The sequence below is a fragment of the Candidatus Sphingomonas phytovorans genome, from assembly GCA_029202385.1.
In the GTDB taxonomy this organism is placed as follows: Bacteria; Pseudomonadota; Alphaproteobacteria; order Sphingomonadales; family Sphingomonadaceae; genus Sphingomonas; species Sphingomonas phytovorans.
On record CP119314.1, the window covers coordinates 3,552,552 to 3,575,125 of the forward strand.

19 protein-coding genes are annotated in these 22,574 nt (G+C 66.0%); 8 read left to right on the forward strand and 11 right to left on the reverse strand.

The genetic code is table 11. The features are described from left to right. Positions 1–16: 16 nt before the first annotated feature. On the reverse strand, positions 17–1,585 hold the full coding sequence (locus tag P0Y59_16280) for a HAMP domain-containing sensor histidine kinase (protein WEJ98495.1): 1,569 nt from the start codon (positions 1,583–1,585) through the stop codon (positions 17–19). Next, positions 1,582–2,265 (reverse strand): response regulator transcription factor, encoded by a 684-nt coding sequence (locus P0Y59_16285; protein ID WEJ98496.1) that lies wholly within the window; start codon positions 2,263–2,265, stop codon positions 1,582–1,584. The genes P0Y59_16280 and P0Y59_16285 overlap by 4 nt, the downstream gene beginning before the upstream one ends. Positions 2,266–2,587: 322 nt before the next feature. Between P0Y59_16285 and P0Y59_16290 the strand changes: the two genes are divergently transcribed. Continuing rightward, complete coding sequence (locus P0Y59_16290; protein ID WEJ98497.1) at positions 2,588–3,784, forward strand: acetyl-CoA C-acyltransferase; 1,197 nt, start codon at positions 2,588–2,590, stop codon at positions 3,782–3,784. Between the two features lie 43 nt (positions 3,785–3,827). On the opposite strand, the gene P0Y59_16295 is transcribed toward P0Y59_16290, so the two are convergent. From P0Y59_16295 to P0Y59_16305, 3 genes are read right to left on the reverse strand one after another with little or no spacing between them, the layout of a single operon-like run. After that, positions 3,828–4,358, reverse strand: a complete 531-nt coding sequence (locus P0Y59_16295) for an SRPBCC family protein (protein WEJ98498.1) — start codon at positions 4,356–4,358, stop codon at positions 3,828–3,830. Continuing rightward, positions 4,358–4,798: an SRPBCC domain-containing protein gene (locus P0Y59_16300; protein WEJ98499.1), complete on the reverse strand. Its 441-nt coding sequence runs from the start codon at positions 4,796–4,798 to the stop codon at positions 4,358–4,360. Before P0Y59_16300 ends, P0Y59_16295 begins: the two co-directional genes overlap by 1 nt. Beyond that, on the reverse strand, positions 4,795–5,124 hold the full coding sequence (locus P0Y59_16305; protein ID WEJ98500.1) for a metalloregulator ArsR/SmtB family transcription factor: 330 nt from the start codon (positions 5,122–5,124) through the stop codon (positions 4,795–4,797). The genes P0Y59_16300 and P0Y59_16305 overlap by 4 nt, the downstream gene beginning before the upstream one ends. 127 nt (positions 5,125–5,251) lie before the next feature. Here P0Y59_16305 and P0Y59_16310 point away from each other — a divergent pair, with 127 nt between their 5' ends. Next, the gene (locus tag P0Y59_16310; GenBank protein WEJ98501.1) at positions 5,252–6,517 is read left to right on the forward strand and encodes a thiolase family protein; all 1,266 of its coding nucleotides are present in this window, start codon (positions 5,252–5,254) and stop codon (positions 6,515–6,517) included. A gap of 79 nt (positions 6,518–6,596) precedes the next feature. Continuing rightward, on the forward strand, positions 6,597–7,307 hold the full coding sequence (locus tag P0Y59_16315; protein WEJ98502.1) for an HPP family protein: 711 nt from the start codon (positions 6,597–6,599) through the stop codon (positions 7,305–7,307). An 18-nt stretch (positions 7,308–7,325) separates the two neighbouring features. On the opposite strand, the gene P0Y59_16320 is transcribed toward P0Y59_16315, so the two are convergent. The 4 genes from P0Y59_16320 to P0Y59_16335 form a co-directional block, all read right to left on the reverse strand. Next, positions 7,326–7,979 carry an MAPEG family protein gene (locus tag P0Y59_16320; GenBank protein WEJ98503.1) on the reverse strand — a complete coding sequence of 218 codons (654 nt, stop codon included), beginning with the start codon at positions 7,977–7,979 and terminating at the stop codon, positions 7,326–7,328. Continuing rightward, the gene (locus tag P0Y59_16325) at positions 7,979–9,307 is read right to left on the reverse strand and encodes a dihydrolipoamide acetyltransferase family protein (protein ID WEJ98504.1); all 1,329 of its coding nucleotides are present in this window, start codon (positions 9,305–9,307) and stop codon (positions 7,979–7,981) included. Before P0Y59_16325 ends, P0Y59_16320 begins: the two co-directional genes overlap by 1 nt. Positions 9,308–9,407: 100 nt before the next feature. Further along, positions 9,408–10,412, reverse strand: a complete 1,005-nt coding sequence (locus P0Y59_16330; protein ID WEK02600.1) for an alpha-ketoacid dehydrogenase subunit beta — start codon at positions 10,410–10,412, stop codon at positions 9,408–9,410. Between the two features lie 285 nt (positions 10,413–10,697). Further along, a complete protein-coding gene (locus P0Y59_16335; GenBank protein WEJ98505.1) occupies positions 10,698–11,987 on the reverse strand; it encodes a 3-methyl-2-oxobutanoate dehydrogenase (2-methylpropanoyl-transferring) subunit alpha in 1,290 nt (429 codons plus the stop codon). A gap of 278 nt (positions 11,988–12,265) precedes the next feature. Here P0Y59_16335 and P0Y59_16340 point away from each other — a divergent pair, with 278 nt between their 5' ends. The 3 genes from P0Y59_16340 to P0Y59_16350 all read left to right on the forward strand — a co-directional run bounded on the left by P0Y59_16340 (position 12,266) and on the right by P0Y59_16350 (position 18,265). Next, positions 12,266–13,012 (forward strand): protein ImuA, encoded by a 747-nt coding sequence (locus P0Y59_16340; GenBank protein WEJ98506.1) that lies wholly within the window; start codon positions 12,266–12,268, stop codon positions 13,010–13,012. Continuing rightward, the gene (locus P0Y59_16345) at positions 12,930–14,744 is read left to right on the forward strand and encodes a DNA polymerase Y family protein (protein ID WEJ98507.1); all 1,815 of its coding nucleotides are present in this window, start codon (positions 12,930–12,932) and stop codon (positions 14,742–14,744) included. The genes P0Y59_16340 and P0Y59_16345 overlap by 83 nt, the downstream gene beginning before the upstream one ends. A 188-nt stretch (positions 14,745–14,932) precedes the next feature. Next, positions 14,933–18,265: an error-prone DNA polymerase gene (locus P0Y59_16350; protein ID WEJ98508.1), complete on the forward strand. Its 3,333-nt coding sequence runs from the start codon at positions 14,933–14,935 to the stop codon at positions 18,263–18,265. A gap of 52 nt (positions 18,266–18,317) precedes the next feature. On the opposite strand, the gene P0Y59_16355 is transcribed toward P0Y59_16350, so the two are convergent. After that, positions 18,318–19,373 (reverse strand): IS630 family transposase, encoded by a 1,056-nt coding sequence (locus tag P0Y59_16355; protein ID WEJ98509.1) that lies wholly within the window; start codon positions 19,371–19,373, stop codon positions 18,318–18,320. Positions 19,374–19,508: 135 nt separating this feature from the next. Here P0Y59_16355 and P0Y59_16360 point away from each other — a divergent pair, with 135 nt between their 5' ends. Then, positions 19,509–20,099: a helix-turn-helix transcriptional regulator gene (locus P0Y59_16360; protein WEJ98510.1), complete on the forward strand. Its 591-nt coding sequence runs from the start codon at positions 19,509–19,511 to the stop codon at positions 20,097–20,099. A 142-nt stretch (positions 20,100–20,241) separates the two neighbouring features. Here P0Y59_16360 and P0Y59_16365 read toward each other — a convergent pair whose 3' ends face one another. Continuing rightward, positions 20,242–21,243: a fumarylacetoacetate hydrolase family protein gene (locus P0Y59_16365; GenBank protein ID WEJ98511.1), complete on the reverse strand. Its 1,002-nt coding sequence runs from the start codon at positions 21,241–21,243 to the stop codon at positions 20,242–20,244. Between the two features lie 120 nt (positions 21,244–21,363). Between P0Y59_16365 and P0Y59_16370 the strand changes: the two genes are divergently transcribed. Further along, on the forward strand, positions 21,364–22,518 hold the full coding sequence (locus tag P0Y59_16370) for an acyl-CoA dehydrogenase family protein (GenBank protein WEJ98512.1): 1,155 nt from the start codon (positions 21,364–21,366) through the stop codon (positions 22,516–22,518). The last annotated feature ends 56 nt before the right edge of the window (positions 22,519–22,574 follow it).

Sequence of the window (22,574 nt, forward strand, 5' to 3'; positions counted from 1 at the left end):
ACAAGGGAGAGGGAGTTTAAGCCACCGGCAGCCGCAGGCGGAAGCAGGCCCCGGCCGGCACGTCCTTCGCGACGATCGTCCCGCCGGTTGCCGCCAGCAGCGACCGCGCGATGGCGAGGCCGAGGCCAGCGCCGCCGGCCTCGCGCCGGCCGGTGAAGAAAGGTTCGAAGATACGCTCCAGATCGGCCACCGAGATGCCGGGGCCGTCATCGGTGACCCACAGGATCACGCCGCCCTCATCCGGCTCGATGCGGATGCTCACCCGCCCGGCCCCGGCCTGACGACTATTCTCGACCAGCGTTTCGAGCAGGGTCTCGACCACCTCGGGCGTGATCCGCGCCATCGGAACATCGCCCGCCGCGACATCGACCGCGAAGCGATCCGAGCGGAAGGAATCCGCTACCCGTCGTGCCGAGGCGACGATATCGGCCCGCGCGCCGGCATCGATGCTCGCCATGTCGGCGCGGGCGAGATCGAGCAGACGCTGTACGAGGCGCGACAGACGCTCCGCATCGGCGGCGGCATTGGCGATGAAGCGGCGGCGTTCCTCCTCGCTCATCTCCGCGCCGTGCTCGTCGAGCAGCTCGAGCGCGCCGCGGATACCCGCGATCGGCGTCTTGAATTCGTGGCTGACCGCCGCCGCGAAATCCTTGAGGTAGCGCGAGCGACGCTCGATCCGGTCGGCCATGGCGCGGAAATTGTCGTAAAGCTGGGCGATCTCGATCGCGGCTGTGACAGGGGTTTCGGGGATCGCGACACGGCCGCGCGCGACATCCTCGCTCGCCCGGGCAAGGGCGTCGATCGGCCGGGCGATGCCGCGCGAGAGCAGCGCGACCAGCACCAGCAAGGTCCCGAGGATCAGGCCGACGCCGAGCAGGATCTTGCCGCGATCCTGGTAGAGCCCGACGAACAGGCCGCGCGGGGTGCGCGAGAGCATGACGACGCCGATCACCCGCCCCTGATCGATCACCGGGCGGGCATGATGGACCCGGATCGCATAGGCACGGCTGAACAGGGCGAGCCAGCTCTGGACTTCATATTGCCCGCGCGCGCGCAACACGGTGCGCGGATGGCCGGCAAGCGCCGACTGGACCTCGGGCAGATTGGCGTAGCTGAGCATCACATCGTCTCGCCCGAGCACGACTACGCCGCGCGCGTCGAGCAGGCGCGTCGCGGTGAGCGTGATGGCCGCCGCGTCGCTCGCCATCGGCATCAGCGTGCGCGCGACCATGGCGGCGTGGCGATCGGGCAGCCCGCGCCGGGTCTCGGCCGGGCGGGGCGGCAGGACCGGCATCGTGCGCAGGTCGATCGTCGGGATCTCGGGCGCGAGGAAGCGCCGGTTGGTGTCGGGCACACCGTTCCGCCAGGCCGATTTATAGGCTGAGGCGAGCACCACGCTCTGCGCGATCAGCTCGGCCTCGGTCTGCTGGACGATGGTGTTTTCATAGACGCGCAGGAACAGCGCCGCGACGCCGGGCAGCGCCGCCACGAACAACAGGGTGCCGAGCAGGATCGAGCGCAGCCTCAGCGTCGGCCAATGTGCCTTGGCGAAGGTCTTGAACGCCCGGATCGACCCCCCGATCAATCGCAGGCACCGATCCGGTAGCCGATGCCGGCGCGCGTCTCGATCAGGTTGGCCGAATCGAACTTCGCGCGGAGGTTGCGGACATGGCTGTCGATCGTGCGGTCAGTGATGGCGAAACCGGGACCGTGCAGCCGGTCGATGATCGCGTCGCGGGTATAGACTTTGGCCGGGGTGGCCGCGAGCAGCAGCAGGAGCTGGAATTCGGTGGCGGTCAGCGGCACCGGCGTGCCGTCCCAGCGCGCCTCCCACCCGTCGGTATCGAGCGTCAGGCGGTTGCGGACGACATTTTCCGGCTCGGGCGGTGGCACGCCGCGCTTGAGGATCGCGCCGACCCGGGCGACCACCTCGCGCGGGGAGAAGGGTTTCACGACATAATCGTCGCCGCCGATCTCGATGCCGACGATCCGGTCGATCTCGTCGTCGCGCGAGGAGAGGAACAGGATCGGCAGCCCCGCCCCGGCCCCGCCCGCCGCGCGCAGCCGGCGGCACAGGTCGAGCCCGTTGAGGCGCGGCATGTTGATGTCGAGCACCATCAGGTCGGGCATCTCCCGCCCGATCGCGTCGAGCGCGTCCTCGCCGTCGGCTGCCTCGCTCGGCCGCATGCCGGCCTTGCCGAGCGCGAAGACGAGCAGTTCGCGGATGTGCGGATCGTCGTCGACGACGAGGATGCGGTGGCTCATGGGTTTCATTGTGGTCCTGCGGGGCTGGCGGTCAACGGTTCAATCATCTCCGTCATGCCGGGCTTGTTCCGGCATCCACCCTTCCCCCGGCACAACCGGCGTTGCGCGCGCGGGACAGTGGCCCCCGGAACAAGTCCGGGGTGACGGGTACGGTCTAGGCCCGCGCCGTCGACTCATCATCCGGTGCATATGGAGAAATGGTGCAGACCTGCATCGCCCTCGCCCCTGAACAGGAAGAGGGCGATGCTGACCAACACCCCTTTCAAAACCCCACCCCTCCGCCTAAAGGTCATACCATACCCGATCCTCGAAAGGCCCTGTCATGCGTGAAGCAGCCATCGTCGCCACAGCCCGCACCCCGATCGGGAAAGCCTATCGGGGCGCGTTCAACATCACCGAGGCGCCGGTACTGGCCGGCCATGTGATGAACGCGGCGGCGGAACGGGCCGGGATAGACCCCGCGCGGATCGACGAGGTGTTCTGGGGCGTGGGCAACCAATGGGGAACTCAAGGGGGAAATGCCGGCCGGATGGCGATCTTCGCGAGCAATTTGCCGCAGACCGTGCCGGCCTTTTCGCTCGACCGGAAATGCGGATCGGGGTTGACCGCGGTAGCGCTCGCGGCGCGATCGATCCTGTGCGACGAGATGGACGTGGCGCTGGCCGGGGGCATGGAATCGATCAGCCTGACGGTGACCAAGGACGCGCCGCGCTTCGTCAACAAATCAGTGATCGCCAACGAACCGGCTGCGTACATTCCCATGATCGAGACGGCCGAGATCGTCGCCGAGCGCTATGGCATCAGCCGCGAGGCGCAGGATGCGTATGGCGCGGCGAGCCAGCAGCGCGCGGCGGCCGGGCTGGAGAGCGGGGCGTTCACGAAGGAGATCGCGCCGATCACGGTCGAGAAGGCGGTGTTCGACAAGGAAGGCAACCGCACCGGAACCGAAACGGTGACCGTGTCGCAGGACGAGGGCATCCGCGCGGGCACCACGATCGAGGCGCTGCGCGGCCTGAAGACGGTGTGGCAGGGCGGCGAATTCACCGGGCCGGGATCGAACGTCACCGCGGGCAATGCCAGCCAGCTGTCCGACGGCGCGTCGGCCCAGATCCTGATGGACCGGGCGACCGCCGAGGCGGAAGGCAAGGAGATCCTCGGCCTCTATCGCGGCTTCCAGGCGGCCGGGTGCGGGCCTGACGAGATGGGCATCGGGCCGGTCTTCGCGATCCCCAAGCTGCTCCGGCGCGCCGGGCTGTCAGTGGCCGATATCGGGCTGTGGGAACTGAACGAGGCGTTCGCCAGCCAATGCCTCTATTGCCGCGATCATCTCGGCATCGATCCCGAGAAGTACAACGTCAATGGCGGCGCGATCGCGGTGGGCCATCCGTTCGGGATGACCGGATCCCGGCTGGTCGGCCACGCGCTGATCGAGGGACGCAGGCGCGGCGTGCGCTATGTCGTGGTGTCGATGTGCACCGCCGGCGGCATGGGCGCTGCGGGCCTGTTCGAGATCGTTTGAGGCAGGGCGCCCTCTCCCCCGAAGAGGAGAGGGCGCGCATGAGTCAGGCGTCCTGGCCGAGCGCTTCCCTGACCGTGGCTTCGGATCGCGCATGGAGCGCCCAGAAATCGCGGACCGGTTCGCCGGCGAATTTCGACTGGAGCACCGCGAGATGCGAGTGCCAGCCGCCGCCGAAATCAAGCATGCCGGCCGGACCGGCGATGCCGCTGTGCGTCAGCACGAGCCGGGTCTTGTCGCCCAGCGAGGTGAGCTCGAACCGGGCCTCGCCCTGCTTGCCGCCTTCCCAGCTCCAGGCGACCAGATGCGGCGCGTCGAACGCCGTTACCTGCTCGTGCGATACGGTGCACCTGTGTTCGCAATATTTCTCGGGATAGGGCACATCGTCGGTCGAGAGATTGTCGTGATCGAAGACGAGTTCAAGCGCGCCCCCGACACGCGGTTCGAGATTGCCCCCCGCGAACCATTGGGCGCGCAGATCGGCATCGACCAGACAATGCCAGACGGTGTCGATCGGCGCGTCGAGGATGCGTTCGAGGCGGATGGTGCCCGGGGCGGTGGTTTCGATGGCAATCATCATCGTTTCTCCAAAAGATCGGCAAGGCTGCCGAGGATCATCGTCCAGCCCGCGCGGGTCTGGTCTTCATAAGCCGCCCATTCGGGCGCCATTTCGTGCGTGAGCGTCAGCGTCGAGCCGTCGCCCCTGGCGACGATATCGATCGACACACGGGTCCACTGTCCTTCCACCGCCGGATCGGCCGCGAAGAGGAAGACGAGGCGGCGCGGACGGTCGATCGCCTCGAAACGCAGATGATGGTGCGCGTCGCCCGAGGCGCGGCGCTCGACGATCAGCGCCCGGCCGCCGACCCGCGCGTCGATCTCGACCTTCAGCATCGCGCCGTCGGGCGTCCTGAACAGGAAGGCCGCCGCCCTGGCCGGATCCAGCCAGGCGTCGAACACCGCCTCGGGCGAGGCATCGAAATCGCGGACGACGGTTAGGATGACGGGAGCGCTCATTCGGCCCTCTCCTTTTCGGCCCTGAGCAGGTCTTCGAGGATATCGAGCCGCTCGTTCCAGAATTTCTCCCACTGACGCAGCCAGGCCTGGGCCTCGCGCAAGGGCTCGGCCTTCAGCCGGCACAATTGCTGGCGCCCCGCCTTGCGGCGCTCGACCAGCCCGGCCCGCTCGAGCGCACGCACATGCTTTGAGGCGCCGGCGAAGCTCATCGCATGCGGCGCGGCGAGCTCGCCGATGCTGCGCTCCCCCGCCGACAGGCTGGCCAGCATGGCGCGGCGGGTGGGATCGGCCAGCGCGGCGAAGGTAATGTCGAGTCGTTCAACCATAAGGTTCAATATCTGGCGATTTGGCAGAATTGTCAACTAACTGGTTGAACAATTCTTCTTGGGAGGCCGGCCTTGCGGTCGCGGTCGGGAGACATCAGGTTCAGGGCCGAAACGAAGGAGACCGGTCATGCAGCGCTTCGCCCAGCCCATCTATATCGCATCCGGCCTCCGGACCCCGTTCGGGCGCGGCGGCGGGGCGCTCGCCGACCATGACGCCATCACCCTCGCGGTACCGGTGGCGCAGGCGATGGCGGCGAAGGCGCGACCCGACCTGTTCGTCTGGGGCACGGTGATCCCGAGCCTTGGGTGGAGCAATATCGGGCGCGAGATCTGGCTCGACGCGGGCCTCGACCCGACCGTGCCGTCCTTCTCGGCGGTGCTTGCCTGCTCGACCTCGATGATCGCGGCTTGGGCCGCGGCCGGCATGCTTGGCGGCGACAAGGACCTCGCCCTGGTCGGCGGCTCCGAGGTGATGAGCAACCCGCCGATCGGGCTTAAGCTCGATGCGTCGAAGCGGATCGTGAAGCTGTTCCGCACCAACCCGGCCGAGGCGCTCGCCGCCCTGCAGGCGCTGACCCCGAACGACCTGGTGCTGCCGATCAAGGGCTTCGCCAACCGGATCACCGGGCGGACGATGGGCGACCATATGGAGGAAACGGCGAAGATCTGGGAGATTTCCCGCGAGGCGCAGGACGACTGGTCGCTGAAGAGCCACCAGCGCGCCGTCGCCGGATGGGAGAACGGCTTCTTCGACGACCTGGTCATCCCGCTGCCGGAGATTCAGCGCGACACCAATCCGCGTGCCGACACCTCGGCCGAGAAGCTCGCGACCCTCCCCGTCGCGTTCGACAAGACCAGCGGCAAGGGCACGCTGACCGCCGGCAACAGCTCCCCCATCACTGACGGCGCAGCCGCCTGCTGGGTCGCGACCGAAGCCGGGTTGAAGAAATTGCCCGCGGACACGCCCCACGCCGAGCTGGTCGATCACGAGATCGCTGCGGTCGACCACGCGGTGGACGGGCTGCTGATGGCGCCGAGCTTCGCCATTCCCCGGCTGCTGGAACGGCATGGACTGCGCTATGAGGATATCGCCCTGTGGGAGATCCACGAGGCCTTTTCAGCGCAGGTGCTGGCCAATGTCGCCGCGCTGGAGAAACCGGGCTGGACTCGGGACCGCGCGGGGGTGGCATTCGATTTCGGGCCCTTCCCCTGGGACCGGGTCAATCCCAATGGCGGATCGGTGGCGATCGGCCATCCCTTCGCCGCGACCGGCGCGCGCGATCTCAGCCAGGCAGTGAAGGAACTGTGGGCGCTGCCGAGCGGAAGCTTGGCCGTGGTCAGCGTCTGCGCCGATGGCGGGCACGGCACGGTATCGTTGTTGCGGCGCCCATAGATTCGGTTGCGTTGAACTTTCCGCGCCCGGCTGGCAGTTGGGCGCGGCATGGCGTTCGGCCCTGCTGGCAGGGCGGTCAATGAAACTGGGCAACACGTTACCGCGTCTCTTCAATCCATTGCTGGCGGGCGCGAGCCTGCGTGATCGGTTGATCGCCTGTATCGGGGCGCTGATCGGCATCGCGCTCACCGCCTTTGCCTGCACCGGCCTTCACCTGAGCATGGCTGAACTGCCGTTCCTGCTGGCACCGATCGGCGCGTCGGCGGTGCTGGTGTTCGCCGTTCCCGCCAGCCCGCTCGCACAGCCCTGGTCAGTGGTCGGCGGCAATATGGTGTCGGCGATCGCCGGTGTGACCGCGGCGCATATGATGCTGCCGCCGATGCTGGCGGCCGGACTGGCGGTCTCCGGCGCGATCCTGGCGATGTCGCTGCTGCGCTGCCTTCACCCGCCGGGCGGCGCGGTGGCCCTGACCGCGGTGATCGGCGGACCGGTGATCGCGGGATCGGGCTATCTGTTCGCGCTCATGCCCGTTGCGACCAACTCCTTTGCGCTGGTGCTGATCGGGCTGCTGTTCCACCGCTTCTCGGGCCACAGCTATCCGCACCGGCCGGCCATGGCGCAGGACAAGGATGCCGGTTTCCACCCCGAGGCGATCGACCAGGCGCTGGCCGATCTGGGCGAGACCTTCGACGTCAGCCGCGAGGATCTCGACCTGCTGCTGCAGCGTGCCGCCTTTCACGAACGGGAACGGCGATCCGCGGCACGCCGGGGCGCGGCCGGGCGGCGCTGACGCAACCGCGCGGGAGAATCAGGCTTCGTCCTGAGCCCGCCAGCTTTCCCAGCGCAGCATGCCGATGATGAACAGTTCGGCCGCGACGAAAGGCGCGATCAAGGCCACCGCGCCGGCCCAGCCGAGCCACAGATAGCCGAAGCGCCCGACGCAATAGAGCAGGACCATCATGCTCTGCACCATGCCGACCAGCCCGGCCGATCTGAAGCGCGCGCCAAGCATGTAGCCGATCCAGAAGGCCCAGCGCGCGAGCACCCAGACGATGGTGCAGGCGACCACCGCGCGCATCGACGCGCCATCGCGCGCCTGGACGGCGAGCATCAGCAGCCCCGGCACGAACAGCCAGAGCTGCTCGATGGTATTCTGGACGTAGCGCTGGTTGACCCGCATCCGCCGCGATTCGGCCCCGGCCAGCGGGTCGATCGCAGGGGTGACGAGCCGTTCGTGCGCGACCGCCTCGATCCCCGGCAACAGCGCGAGCAGGGTCGCGATACCGACGCAGTGAAGCGCGAAGAAGAAGCGCGCCGTCTGGGTCGCCATGCCGGGAACCGGCGGCAGCGATCGATCGATGAAGAACCACAGCCCGATCGCCACCGGCAAGGCAAGCACCACGCCCATGACGAGCGCGCGCTGCTGCGCCTCGATCGATCCGGGGACGAGGCGGTTCGACATCACCCGTCAGTGAAGAGGAGGACGGGGGTTTCGAGATATTTCTTGAGGGCCTGGACGTAGCTTGCGGCGTCCCATCCATCGACGACACGGTGGTCGCAGCTGATCGAGAGGTTCATCAGCCTGGCGCGGACGATGTCGTCGCCACGGAAGACGGGGCGCTCGACGATCTTGTTCGGGCCGATAATCGCGACCTCGGGCCGGTTGATGACGGGCGTGGTGGCGATGCCGCCGAGCGGCCCGAGCGAGGTGATGGTGAGCGTCGAGCCGCTGAGCTCCTCCGACTTCGCCTTGCCGGTGCGGGCTGCCTCGGCGAGGCGGGCGATCTCGCTGGCGAGCTGCCAGACGTTCAGGTCCTGCGCGTCGCGGATCACCGGGACCATCAGGCCAGCCGGGGTCTGCGTCGCCATGCCGAGATGGATCGAACCGTGGCGCGTCACCACGCCCGCCTCGTCGTCATAGCGCGCGTTGATCATCGGGAAGTCGGGGATCGACTTGCAGATCGCGACGATCATCAGCGGCAGCATGGTCAGCTTGGGCCGGTTGCCGCGGTGCGCGTTGAGATCGGCACGCATCTCCTCGAGCGCGGTGACGTCGATCTCGTCGACATAGGTGAAGTGCGGGATCGTCCGCTTCGAGGCGGCCATGTTCTCGGCGATGCGGCGACGCATGCCGATGACCTTGATTGGCTCGTCGGCGCGGGCGCGCGACACGTGCGGCGCGTGATAGCCCTGGCCTGACCCATAACGCAGATACGCATCGAGATCGGCGTGGCGGATACGGTCGCCCTCGGCCTTCACGCTGCCAAGGTCGATGCCGAGGTCGGCCGCCCGGGCGCGGACCGCAGGCGAGGCGAGGACATGGGCGCTCTTCTCCCTCTCCCCTTGGGGGAGAGGGTTGGGGTGAGGATCGGGGAGAGGGGCAGTTTCGGGCGATGGCGCTTGTGACTGCGCCTCTTCCAAACCCTCTCCGCGATGGGGGGAGGTCTTTTCAGCCACCTCCTCGGCCCCCGGCGTCTCCGCCTCGATCTGCTCTTCGGCTTCCTGGGCTTTGGTCTCGACCGGCGCGGCATCGGCCACCGTCTCGGCGGCATCGGTCTCGATCACCACCAAGGCAGCCCCGATCGACACCTGGTCGCCGACCTCGCCGGCCAGCTCGACCACTACGCCCGCGACCGGCGATTCCATCTCGACCGTCGCCTTGTCCGTCATCATGTCGGCAAGGCCCTGGTCCTCCTCCACGCGATCCCCGACCGCCACGTGCCACGCGACGATCTCCGCCTCGGAGATGCCTTCCCCAATGTCAGGAAGCTTGAAGGTGAAGCGTGCCATTAGCGTAATCCGTTCGTTTCGAGCGAAGTCGAGAAACAGGGGGCCGCGTTGGTGTCTCGACTTCGCTCGACACGAACGGGGATGGACGGAGCCATCGAAATCAGTCCTTCATCACCTTTTTCAGCGCTTCGCCGATGCGGATCGGGCCGGGGAAATAGGCCCATTCCAGGCTATGCGGATAAGGCGTGTCGAAGCCGGTCACGCGCTCGATCGGCGCCTCGAGATGATAGAAGCAACGCTCCTGCACCAGCGCCGACAGCTCGGCACCGAAACCGCTGGTCCGGGTCGCCTCGTGCACGATCATGCAGCGCCCGGTCTTCTTCACCGAAGCCTCGATCGTCTCGATATCGAGCGGCACCAGGGTGCGCAGGTCGATGACCTCGGCATCCACGCCAGCCTCCTCGACCACCGCAAGGCAGACATGCACCATCGTGCCATAGGCAAGGATGGTCAGCGCCTCGCCGGCGCGGGCCACGTTCGCCTTGCCCAGCGGGATCTTGTAATAGCCGGTCGGCACCTCGCCCGCGGGATGTTGCGACCAGTTCTTCGTCGGGCGATCCCAATGGCCATCGAACGGGCCATTATAGATACGCTTCGGCTCGAAGAAGAGCGTCGGATCATTGTCCTCGATCGCGGCGATCAGCAGGCCCTTCGCGTCATAGGGCGTCGACGGGATCACCGTCTTGATGCCCGAGACATGAGTGAAGATGCCTTCGGGCGACTGGCTGTGCGTCTGGCCGCCGAAGATGCCGCCGCCGAACGGCGAGCGCACCGTGATCGGCGAGATGAACTCACCCGCCGAACGATAGCGCAGCCGCGCCGCCTCCGACACGAGCTGGTCGAGCGCGGGATAGATATAATCGGCGAACTGGATCTCCGGCACGGGGCGCAGGCCATAGGCGCCCATGCCGACCGCGACGCCGATGATGCCGCATTCGGTGATCGGCGTGTCGAACACGCGGGTCTTGCCGTATTTCGCCTGCAGCCCGGCGGTCGCGCGGAACACGCCGCCGAAATAGCCGACATCCTCGCCCATCACGATCACGTCGGGGTCCCGCGCCATCATCACGTCCATGGCGCTGTTGATCGCCTGGATCATGTTCATCCTGGCAGTGCCGTCTGGACCGCCTTCAGGGGCGACTACCGCGCCGGGCGCCCCGGGGGCGATGATGTCGGCTGGGTCGGTGATGTCGCTCATGCGCCTGTTTCCTCGAAAAGGCCCCACGCCGTCATGCCGGACTCGTTCCGGCATCCACTGCTCCGCATACTCATCGACCCTTGATTTTGCGGGACCGTGGCCCCCGGAACAAGTCCGGGGTGACGGAAGAAGGGGTAGACGTCGCGAGCCCTGCAAAGGACCCAGACGAATGGGGATATGATGTGAGGTCGCTCATGATTTGCGTGCCCATGGCCGGCCCGAGGCGGTTTCTTCCGCGAGCATCTGTGCCTGTTGTTCCCTGAGATGCCAGGGCATCTCCTCGAACACGCCATCGAACAGCGTGTCCAGCGGCTGGTGAAGGCCGTGGCCGAGGATGCCGTTCTGCTCGGCCTCCTTCTGCGCGCGCTTCACTTCCTCGGCGAGTTCGAGATCCTGCGCGGCGTGGCGATCCTCGTCCCATTCGCCGATCGCGATGAGATGGTCCTTCAGCCGCTTGATCGGATCGCCGAGCGGCCAGGCCGTCGGCTCCCCGGCCGAGCGATACTGGCCGGGATCGTCCGAGGTCGAATGGCCTTCGGCGCGATAGGTGAAATGCTCGATCAGGGTCGGGCCCTGGTTCGTGCGGGCGCGCTCCGCCGCCCAGGCGGTCGCGGCATAGACGGCGAGCGCATCGTTACCGTCGACGCGCAGGCCGGCGATGCCATAGCCGATCGCGCGCGCCGCGAAAGTGGTCGATTCGGCACCGGCGAACCCGGAGAAGCTCGAGATCGCCCATTGGTTGTTGACGACGTTGAAGATCACCGGCGCGCGATAGACGCTGGCGAAGGTGCAGGCCGAATGGAAATCGCCCTCCGCCGTCGAGCCCTCGCCGCACCAGGTGGCGGCGATTCGGGTGTCGCCCTTCGCCGCCGACGCCATCGCCCAACCCACGGCCTGGGGATATTGCGTGGTGAGGTTGCCGGAGATCGAGAAGAAGCCGGCATCCCTGACCGAATACATGATCGGGAGCTGCTTGCCCTGAAGCCGGTCGCCCTTGTTCGAATAGATCTGGTTCATCATGTCGACGAGGCTCCAGCCCCGCGCGACGAGCAGCCCCTGCTGGCGATAGGAGGGGAAGCACATATCCTCGTAATCGAGCGCGAACGCCGCGGCGACCGCGACAGCCTCCTCGCCGAGGCACTTCATATAGAAGCTGGTCTTGCCCTGGCGCTGGGCGCGGAACATGCGCTCGTCGAACGCCCGGACCAGCACCATGCTGCGCAGCATCGCGCGGAGCGTATCGGGCGAGAGCCGCGGGTTCCACGGGCCGACGGCATTGCCCTCGTCGTCGAGCACGCGGACCAGCTCATAAGCGAGATCGATGAAGGTCTCGGGCCGGTCGGCGGTGTCGGGGCGACGGGCTTCACCGGCCGCGGGAATCGCGACCTCGGTGAAATCGACCGTGTCGCCCGGGCGGAACTTGGGTTCCGGCACATAAAGCGACAATGGTTGTAAATTGGCGCGCGGACTGTCGCTTGCCATGCTCTCTCCAATCAGTGCGAGATCGTCGTGTCCGCATCGGGCGAACACAGGGAATCGCTTGTTCGAGCCTTGTTATAAAATTTCAAAGCGCTTGGCGATAGGCCCCTGCGGCTGTGCCGATCATGACAGCATTTTTTCTTCCTTATCTCGTAGCGTTTTCCGATTGGAAAACGATATCGACCGAGGGGCTGGATCAGCCATGGTCGGATCGACTCTGCGATTGACTCCTGCGTCAATAGGAACAAAATAGGAACGAACTCATTCAGCGAGTCGTGTCCTTGTCGTCTGCCGCCGCCCTTTCCGCCTTACGCGAAACCCTTCGCGCGATCGAGGGGGATGGGCTGCGTCGGCGCGCCATACTGCCCTTCGGGATCGGCCCGATCGATTCGCAGATGGCGAGCGGCGGGCTCACGCTCGGCTCGCTGCACGAGGTCGCGGCGGCCAGCCCCGGCATGGGCGACGATGCCGCGGCCACCCTGTTCATGGCCGGCATCGCCGCCCGCGCCTGGGGACCGGTCCTGTGGGTGGTACGCCGGCGGGACCTGTTCGCGCCCGGCCTGTACCAGGCGGGGCTGGCGCCCGAACGCATCCTTTACGCCGAGGCCGCCGACGATGCCGAACTGCTCGCGCTGATGGAGGAAGGACTGCGCCACCGCGGGCTTGGCGCGGTGATCGGCGAGGCGAAGAGCGCCTCCATGGCCAATACCCGCCGGCTTCAGCTCGCGGCGGAGGGCGGCAAGACGATCGCGCTGCTGCTCAAGCGCCATGCCCGCGAGGGCGGCAACCCGCTGGCCGTACCGTCAGCCGCGGTGACTCGCTGGAGAATCGCCGCCGCGCCCTCGACCCCGCTTCCGGTCGAAGGCGTCGGCTGCCCGCGCTGGCGGATCGAGCTGGTCCGTCAGCGCGGCGGCGAACCCCATAACTGGACGATGGAGGCATGCGATGAAACGGGTCGCCTCGCTCTACCTGCCCGACTGGCCGATCGATCGGCTGCGGCGGGCGGAACGCACCGCCGCGCCGCCTGAAGCGCCGTCGCGCGCGCAGCCGATCGTCGACATCAAGGCAGCCCCGCGAAACCGCGGCTGGCGCCCCGGCGCGCGCTGGGCACGAGGGGAAGCAACTGAATCCTCCCCGGAACGGGGAGGGGGACCAGCGAAGCTGGTGGAGGGGGGCTTCCACAGACGTAACGTTTGCGGTGAGCACCCTCCACCATTCGCCGAAGAGGCGAATGGTCCCCCTCCCCGTTCCGGGGAGGATTTATTGGTCACCTCGATCCGCGAGGGCAGTCGAATCCTCGTCGCGGCGACCAGCCATGGTGCGCATCTGCTCGGCATCCGGGCCGGCATGGCGGTGACCCAGGCGCGCGCTCAGGTGCCTGATCTCGATATCCGGCCGGCCGATCCGGAGGGCGACCGGGCCGATCTCGAACGCCTCGCCATCACCGCCGCGCGGCGCTGGTCGCCGATCGTCGCACTGTCGGGGGAGGACGGGCTGTTCATCGAACTGACCGGCACCGCGCACCTGTTCGGCGGCGAAGAAAGGATGGCGCGGCGGATCGTCCGGCTGCTCGCGCGGATAGGCGTAAGGGCACGCATCGCGGTAGCGGACACGACGGGCGCTGCCTGGGCGCTCGCGCGCCACGGCCGCCAGCCGCAGGGGGGCGTGACGATCTGCCCGCCCGGCGCGCAGCACGACACCATCGCCCCCCTGCCCATCGCCGCGTTGCGGGCCGAGCCAGCCGCGATCGAACTGCTCAAGCGTCTCGGCGTGGAGACGATCGGCCAGCTTGCCGCGATGCCCCGCGCCCCGCTCGCGCGCCGGTTCGGCAAGGCACTGGTGCTGCGCCTCGATCAGGCGGGCGGGCGGATCGGCGAGCCGCTCGATCCCGTCGTCCCGCCCGGGCATATCGCCGTGATCCAGCGCTTCGCCGAGCCGATCGCGACCGCGGAGGCGATCGAGCATTGGCTGGCGCAGCTCATGCCGCGCCTCGTCACCGCGCTGACTCAGGCAGGCCGGGGCGCCCGCGCGATCGAGCTGGTCGCCGACCGGATCGACGGCGTGCCGCAGCGGCTGCGCATCGGCCTCGCCCGCCCGAACCGCGACCCGGCGCACCTGCTTCGCCTGATCGTCCGGCGCATCGAGGAGATCGCCCCCGGCTATGGCATCGACGCGCTGGCGCTGCATGTCCGCCGCGCCGATCCGCTCGGCCCGCTGCCCGTCGAGGAACGGCTTGAGGAGACCCCGGCCGATATCGCGCCGCTGGTCGACACGCTGGCCAACCGGATCGGCGAGGCGCGGTTGTGGCGCAGCAGGCCGGTGGAGAGCGACGTGCCCGAACGATCGGTCGAACCGGCACCGGCGCTCGCCCCGCCCGGACGACCCGCGGCGCCGCTCAAGCCAGCCGATGTGCGTCGGCTGGACCGGACACCCGATCTCCATCCCTGGCATCCTCGCTGGCCGCGGCCGGTGCGCATGCTGCGCCGGCCCGAGCTGCTTGATCACGTCATCGCCGAAATGCCCGATCAGCCGCCTCGCCGCTTCACCTGGCGCGGCACGACCCACAAGGTGGTGCGCGCCGACGGCCCGGAACGGGTGAACGGCGAATGGTGGAAGCGCGCGACCGAACGGCATTCGGTGCGCGACTATTTCCGGGTCGAAGACGAGGCCGGCCAGCGTTTCTGGCTGTTCCGCCGCGGCGACGGCGAGCGGACGGAGACCGGCGACCTCGCCTGGTTCATGCACGGGGCGTTCGGGTGAGTGATGCGCGACGCGTCGAACCCGAATCACTCCTTCCCGGGAAACATTGGATGGGTCGATCGCTCTCCTTCGTCATGCCCGATTCATTCCGGCATCCATCGTTCCGCGAACACCATCAACGTTGCGATTGCGGAACGATGGCCCCCGGAACAGGTCCGGGGTGATGGTGAAACGGGCGACGCCCGCCAGTGACCTATTCCGAACTTCAGGTGACGACGCATTACAGCTTCCTGCGCGGCGCCTCCTCGCCCGAGCAGTTGTTCGAAGCCGCCGCGCTGGGCGGCATGCCGGCGCTGGGCATCACCGATCGCAATTCGGTGGGCGGGGTGGTGCGCGCACTGGTCGCCGCCGAGCAGATCACGCGACTGGGCGTGCCGATCCGCATGGTCGCGGGGTGCCGGCTCGACCTGGTGGACGGCACCTCCCTGCTCGTCTGGCCCGAGGACCGGGCGGCGTGGAGCCGCCTCACCCGCCTGCTGACGCTCGGCAAGGGCCGCGCCGATGCGCAGAAGGGCGAGAAGGGGCAGTGCTTCCTGCACTGGGAGGATGTCGCCGACCATGCCCGGGGGCTGGTCGGCGCGATCGTGCCCGGCCTGACCGAAACGTTCGAGCAGGACGATCTTGCACTGCGCTGGATGGCGGACGTATTCGGCGGGCGCGGGCATCTCTGCCTGACCCAGCATCGCCGCCCCGGCGATGCGATGCGGCTGCACCTGCTCGAGCAGAAGGCGCGGGCGTTCGGCCTGACCCCGCTCGCCACCGGGGACGTGCTCTACGACACGCCCGAGCGGCGCATGCTGCAGGATGTCGTCACCGCGATCCGCAACACCTGCACGATCGACGATCTCGGCTTCAGGCGGGAGCGGAGCGCCGACCGCCACCTGAAATCGCCGGAGGAGATGGCGCGGCGGTTCAGGCGCTATCCGGCGGCGCTCGCCGCGTCCGAGGCGATCGTCGAGCGCTGCACCTTTTCGCTGCGCGAGCTGAAGGAGCAATATCGCTATCCCGACGAGGTGGTGATCAGCGGCAGGACGCCGCAGGACGCGCTAGCGAAGATGACGCGCACCGCGCTCGTGGAGCGGTTCGCGCCCGAACCGGTCCCGCCCGACTATCATGATATGTTGGAACACGAGCTCGCGCTGGTCGAGCAGATGGGATACGCGCCTTATTTCCTCACCGTGAACTCGATCGTGCGCTACGCCCGCAGCCAGGGAATCCTGTGTCAGGGTCGCGGTTCGGCAGCGAATTCGGTGATCTGCTTCATGCTCGGCATCACCTCGATCGATCCCGTTTTCCACAAGCTCTTGTTTGAACGCTTCATTTCGACAGATCGTCATGAGCCCCCTGACATCGATGTCGATTTCGAACATGAGCGCCGCGAGGACGTGATCCAATGGATCTACCAAACTTACGGCCGAGACCATGCGGCCATGACCGCCGTGGTCAGCCGGTTCCGCACGCGCGGCGCGCTGCGCGAGGTGGGCAAGGCACTCGGCCTGTCCGAGGACATGACCGCAGCTCTCTCGGGGCAGGTCTGGGGCTGGTCGAGCGATGGCCTGCCCCCACAGCATGTCGAGGCACTCAATCTCGATCCCACCGAACAGCGGCTTGCGCTGACGCTGGATCTAACAAAACAGCTCATCGGCACACCGCGGCATCTATCGCAACACCCCGGTGGCTTCGTCCTGGCCCATGACCGGCTCGACGAACTGTTACCGGTCGAACCCGCCGCGATGGTCGATCGTCGCGTAGTCGAATGGGAAAAGCTGGATATCGAAGAACTCGGACTGATGAAGGTCGATATCCTCGGCCTCGGCATGCTCGGTTGCATGCGCCGAGCCTTTGACCTGCTCGAGCAGAACAAGGCGTTGCGCATCAATCTGGCCTCAGAAGTAATGCAGGAGGACGATGCCGCCACCTTTGCGATGATCCGGAAGGCAGATACGCTCGGCGTCTTTCAGATCGAGAGCAGAGCACAGATGTCTATGCTACCCAGGCTTAAGCCTAGGGAATTTTATGACATCGTTATCCAGGTCGCGATCGTTCGTCCTGGCCCGATTCAGGGTGATATGGTGCATCCCTATCTTCGCCGACGGGAAGGCAAGGAGAAGATAGATTTTCCGTCAGATGAACTACGCGACATTCTAGCGAAAACCATGGGCGTACCACTGTTTCAAGAACAGGCCATGAAAGTTGCAATCGTGGGTGCCGGATTCAGCAAATCCAGAGCCGATGAGCTACGCAAGGCGATGGCTACGTTCAAATCTACTGGCGGGGTTGGCAAGTTCGGTCAGGAGCTGGTCGATGGGATGACAAACAAAGGATACACTCATGATTTCGCCACGCGCATGGTAAAACAAATCGAGGGTTTCGGCAGCTACGGCTTTCCCGAGAGTCATGCCGCCAGCTTCGCCAAGATCGCCTATGCGTCGAGTTGGATGAAGTGCCATCATCCCGAGATATTCTGCACCGCATTGCTCAACGCGCAGCCGATGGGTTTCTATGCTCCGGCGCAGATCATCCGCGATGCGCGCGAGCATGGGGTCGAGGCGTTGCCGGTGTGCATCAACCGAAGCGACTGGGACACGATCGTCGTCCCGGGCCAGCCGAATCAGCGGCCGCGCGATGAGCGCTTCTGGGGCACCGACACAGACTGGGAGGCCTTGCTGCCGCTCCGGCTCGGCATGCGGATCGTGCTGGGGCTGAGCGCGGAGGATGCCGATCTGATCCTCAAGGGCCGTGCGTCAGGCCCCTTCACCTCGGTCGAGGATGCGTGGCGCCGTTCCGGGGTGAAGCCGGCAGCGCTGGAAAAGCTCGCCCGGGCCGATGCCTTTCAATGCCTCGGCCTCAATCGGCGCGAGGCGCTCTGGGCGATCAGGGGACTTGGTCAGGCGCCCCTCCCCTTGCTGACCGCCGCCGACATGCGGGCGGGCGCCATCATTCCCGAGGCGCGCGAGCCAGCCGTCGCGCTGACCCCGCTCACCGCCGGCCGCGAAGTGGTCGAGGATTATCGCGCGACTCAACTGACCTTGCGCGATCATCCGGTCAGTTTCCTGCGCGGCGCGCTTGACCGGCTGCGCATCCAGCGATGCTGCGATCTCAAGACGTTGAAGGACGGGACACGAGTCGAGGTGGCCGGGATCATCCTGGTGCGGCAACGGCCAGGCAGCGCCGAGGGTGTGGTGTTCGTGACCCTTGAGGACGAGACCGGCATCGCCAACGCGATCCTGTGGAAGGACCGGTTCGAGGCGCAGCGCCGCATCCTGATGTCGGCATCGATGATCAGCGTGCAGGGACGGGTGCAGAGCGAGAGCGGCGTGATCCATGTCGTCACCGACCGGATCGTCGACCACACCCATTTACTGCGCGGGATCGGCGACCTTGACCTGCCCAACATGACCATCCCCGGCGACGGGGCGACTCATGGCGGCACGATCGACCCGCGCGACCGGCCGAGACTGCCATTGTTCGGGGACGGGATGGAGGAAGTGATCCCGATCAAGTCGCACGATTTCCACTAGTCATCTGAATCTAAAGTTCGGGACATAAATTTTGCTCGGTCTTTTGGCAGAATCATTTGATCGCGGTGAGGATATCGTCAGCGGATTTTGTCCATCGGAAGGGTTTTGGGTTGGCATTATGCCGCTCGATGAAGCTGCGGATATCGGCTTCCAACTGGGCAGTTGAGGTGTGAACACCGCGCTGGATTTGCTTGCGGGTGAGCTCGGCGAACCAGCGCTCGACCTGATTGATCCACGACGCCGATGTTGGGGTGAAATGGACGTGATAGTGCGGCCTGCGCGCTAACCAGGCCTTGATCGTCGGCGTCTTGTGGGTGGCATAATTGTCCATGACAATATGAACGTCGAGGCCGTCTGGAACATTGCCGTCGATCTGTTTGAGAAAATCGAGAAACTCGGTTGCCCGATGCCGCTTGTAGCATTTGCCGATCACTGCGCCGGTGGCGATGTCGAGGGCGGCAAACAACGACGTCGTACCATGCCGAACATAGGTGTTCGTGCGTCGCTCGGGCATGCCGGGCATCATCGGCAACACGGGTTGCTCACGGTCGAGCGCCTGGATCTGCGACTTCTCGTCGACGCACAGGATCAGGGCATGGGTCGGCGGCGAAAGATAAAGGCCGACAATGTCCCTGACCTTGTCGACGAACAGCGGATCGGTCGACAGCTTGAACGTCTCCGCCCGGTGGGGTTGCAGCCCAAAGGCGTTCCACATCCGGCGGATCGTCGTATGGGAGTGACCAGCGGACGCCGCCATGGAACGGATCGACCAGTGCGTCGCATCAGCGGGTAGCGTTCGCAACGTCCGTTCGATCACCGCCGCGACAGCATCGTCGTCGATCGAGCGAGGGCGGCCGGATCGTGGCTCATCGAGTAACCCATCGATGCGCTCGTGCACAAACCGCCGACGCCACTTGCCGACCATATGCTCGCTAACGCCCAGTTCCGCTGCCACTCGCTTGCTTTGCAGGCCATCGGCGCAGCGCAAAACGATACGGCAACGCTCCGATAGCGAGCGCGTCACCCGATGGCGTCGTACCTGCCGCTCCAGATAGTCGCGCTCATCCGCCGTCAAAATCAGGACCTCAACAGGCCGACCTCGCCCCATCTCGCTTGCTCCCGTCGTTCAGGCAGGATCAGCATACAATGTAACTTACTTCAGTTCCAGATGACTAGGTCGTAGACTCATAAAGCGGCCTGTCGGCAAGCGCCCCAATTGTTGTCGTTCGATAGCCCGGCCTAGATGCCTGAAAGCAGACATGGCGGCATGCTGGCGGCGTCGTGGCGCCCCCACGGCGTTGTGAGCCGTCATACACATACTAGTTTGAGTGATAAACCAACTACACATATCCAGGAGCATGTGATGGATTTTACACCAAACGCCGAAAAGATCAGACGCTGGCGCGAAGAGCGTCATTGGTCTCAAGAACATCTTGCCGCCGTTGCGGGCATCGGCGTGAGGACCGTTCAGCGAATCGAGAATGGCGGAACGGCGTCCAACGAGACCTTGATGGCGCTCGCGGCCGCATTTTCCGTGGATGTCGCCGCGTTATCCGATGATGCCACAATGAAAGCTGAGGCATGTGTGGAAGCAATGAAAGAGAAGAAGCTCGCAGATTTGCGGCTTGCGTTTGCCATTAACCTCGCCTTCTATATTTTCGGCATGTTGGTGTTCGCGGGAATTAGTTTTGGCGATGGCAGCGGCGGACGCACGATGATGTGGCCCACAATCTGGTGGACAGTTGTGATCGTCGGGTTCGGCTTAGTCGTTGCCCTCGTCGAGTGGGTATCACGGCAGCACCGGGCCCGGTTGCCTCAGGCGTTACGGCGATAGGAATTGCTAACGCCCGATTACGGACAAAAGCGGTCAGGCAGCTAGCCACCCAATATCGGAAGTTTAGCCCTTGTCCCGATAGCGGTCGTTTATGGGTTCACAACCTAAGCCGCCCTCTCCCCTTCCGGGGAGAGGGTGAAGATCATTCCACCGTTTGTTCGATCACACCGAAGATCGGGTGGCGCTTGTCGTCCTCCGCCCAGATGCGGACCGTGTCGCCCTTTTTCAGGAACGGCGTAACCGCCGTGCCGTCCTTGATCGTCTCGACCGTGCGGACTTCGGCGATGCACGAATAGCCGACGCCGCCCTCGGCGATCGGCTTGCCCGGGCCGCCATCGGCATCGCGGTTGGAGACGGTGCCGGAACCGATGATCGTCCCGGCGCCGAGCGCCCGAGTCTTCGCGGCATGCGCGATCAGCGTGCCGAAATCGAAGGTCATGTCCTCGCCCGCCTCGGCGCGGCCGAAGGGCTTGCCGTTGAGGTCGACCATCAGCTTGCGGTGGAGCTTGCCGTCCCGCCACCAGTCGCCCAGCGAGTCGGGCGTGACGAACACCGGCGAGAAGGCGCTGGCCGGCTTCGACTGGAAGAATCCGAAACCCTTGGCCAGCTCGCCCGGGATCAGGTTGCGCAGGGACACATCGTTGGTGAGGCCGACGAGGCGGACCGCCGCCAGCGCCTCTTCCCGGCTCGCGCCGAGCGGCACGTCGCCGGTCACCACCACCACCTCTGCCTCGAGGTCGCAGCCCCATGCCGCGTCGGCGAGCGGGATCGGATCGCGCGGGCCGAGGAAACCGTCCGAGCCGCCCTGATACATCAGCGGATCGTGCCAGAAGCTCTCGGGCATCTCGGCGCCCCGCGCCTGCCGCACCAGCGCGACATGGTTCACATAGGCCGAGCCATCGGCCCATTGATAGGCGCGCGGCAGGGGCGCCGCCGCGCCATGTTCGTGAAAGCGGCGCATCGGGATCATCTCATGGTCGAGATCGGTCGCGAGATTGGCGAGATCGGGCAGCAGCCGGTCCCAGTCGTCAAGCGCCGCCTGCAGCGTGGGGGCGATGTGCCCCGCATCGGCATACCAGGCCAGATCGTTCGAGACGACGACGAGCTTGCCGTCGCGTCCATGCTTGAGGCTGGCCAGTTTCATGCATTCTCCTGTGTTTGCGCAGAGCATAGTCCGATCGCTTCGGCTGTCGAGCGTCGGCACGCTTGACGTTCGCGTAAACGAACCGCACACCGCTGCAAAAGGTTGCAGGAGAGAACTGAAATGTCCCTCGATACCGTGCCCGGTCGATTCGCCTATACCGAGGATCACGAGGCATTCCGCCAGAGCGTGCGCAGCTTCCTGCAGAAGGAAGCAGTCCCCCATGTCGCCGAATGGGAAGAGGCCGGCATCGTCGACAAGTCGATCTGGACCAAGGCCGGCGCGATCGGGATGCTCTGCCCCACGGTGCCCGAGGAATATGGCGGGCTTGGCCTCGATTTCGGCTATAACGCGATCATCGACGAGGAAATCTCGTATGCCGGCACCCCGCTCGGCTTCTCGCTCCAGTCCGACATCGTCTGCGACTATATCGTCCAGTACGGCTCCGAAGAGCAGAAGAAGCAGTGGCTGCCGCGCCTCGTCTCGGGCGAGACGATCACCGCGATCGCGATGACCGAGCCCGGCACCGGATCCGACCTGCAATCGATCCGCACCAGTGCGAAGAAGGACGGCAACCATTATATCGTCAACGGATCAAAGACCTACATCACCAACGGCCAGAATGCCGACCTGATCCTGGTCGTCGCCAAGACCGATCCCGACGCGAAGCCGGCGTACAAGGGCATGTCGATCATCCTGGTCGAGAGCGACCGGGAAGGCTTCAAGCGCGGTCGCAACCTCGACAAGATCGGGCAGGACGCGGCGGACACGTCCGAGCTGTTCTTCGAGGACGTGCGCGTGCCGATGACCAATTGCCTTGGCGAGGAGGGCAAGGGCTTCATCTATCTGATGAGCCAGCTGCCGCAGGAGCGGCTGTCGATCGCGGTCGGCGTTCAGGCATCGGCGCAGAAGGCGTTCGACGAGACGGTCGCCTTCACCAAGGAGCGCAAGGCCTTCGCCGGCGTGGTGTTCGATTTCCAGAATACCCGCTTCGTGCTCGCCGACCTGAAGACCAAGCTTCAGGTCGGCTGGGCGCATCTCGACTGGGCGATCAAGCGGCACCTGGCCGGGGAACTGACCCCGACCGAGGGCGCCGCCGCCAAGCTGTGGCATACCGAACTGCAATGGGAAGTGATGGACAAGTGCCTCCAGCTTCATGGCGGCGCGGGATACATGAACGAATATCCCATTGCGCGGGCATGGCGCGGCGCGCGGGTCAGCCGCATCTATGGCGGGACCAACGAGATCATGAAGGAACTGATCGGGCGGAGTCTCTGAGACTATTCGTCACCCCGGACTCGTTCCGGGGGCCGCCGTGCCACGAAAACAGCGGG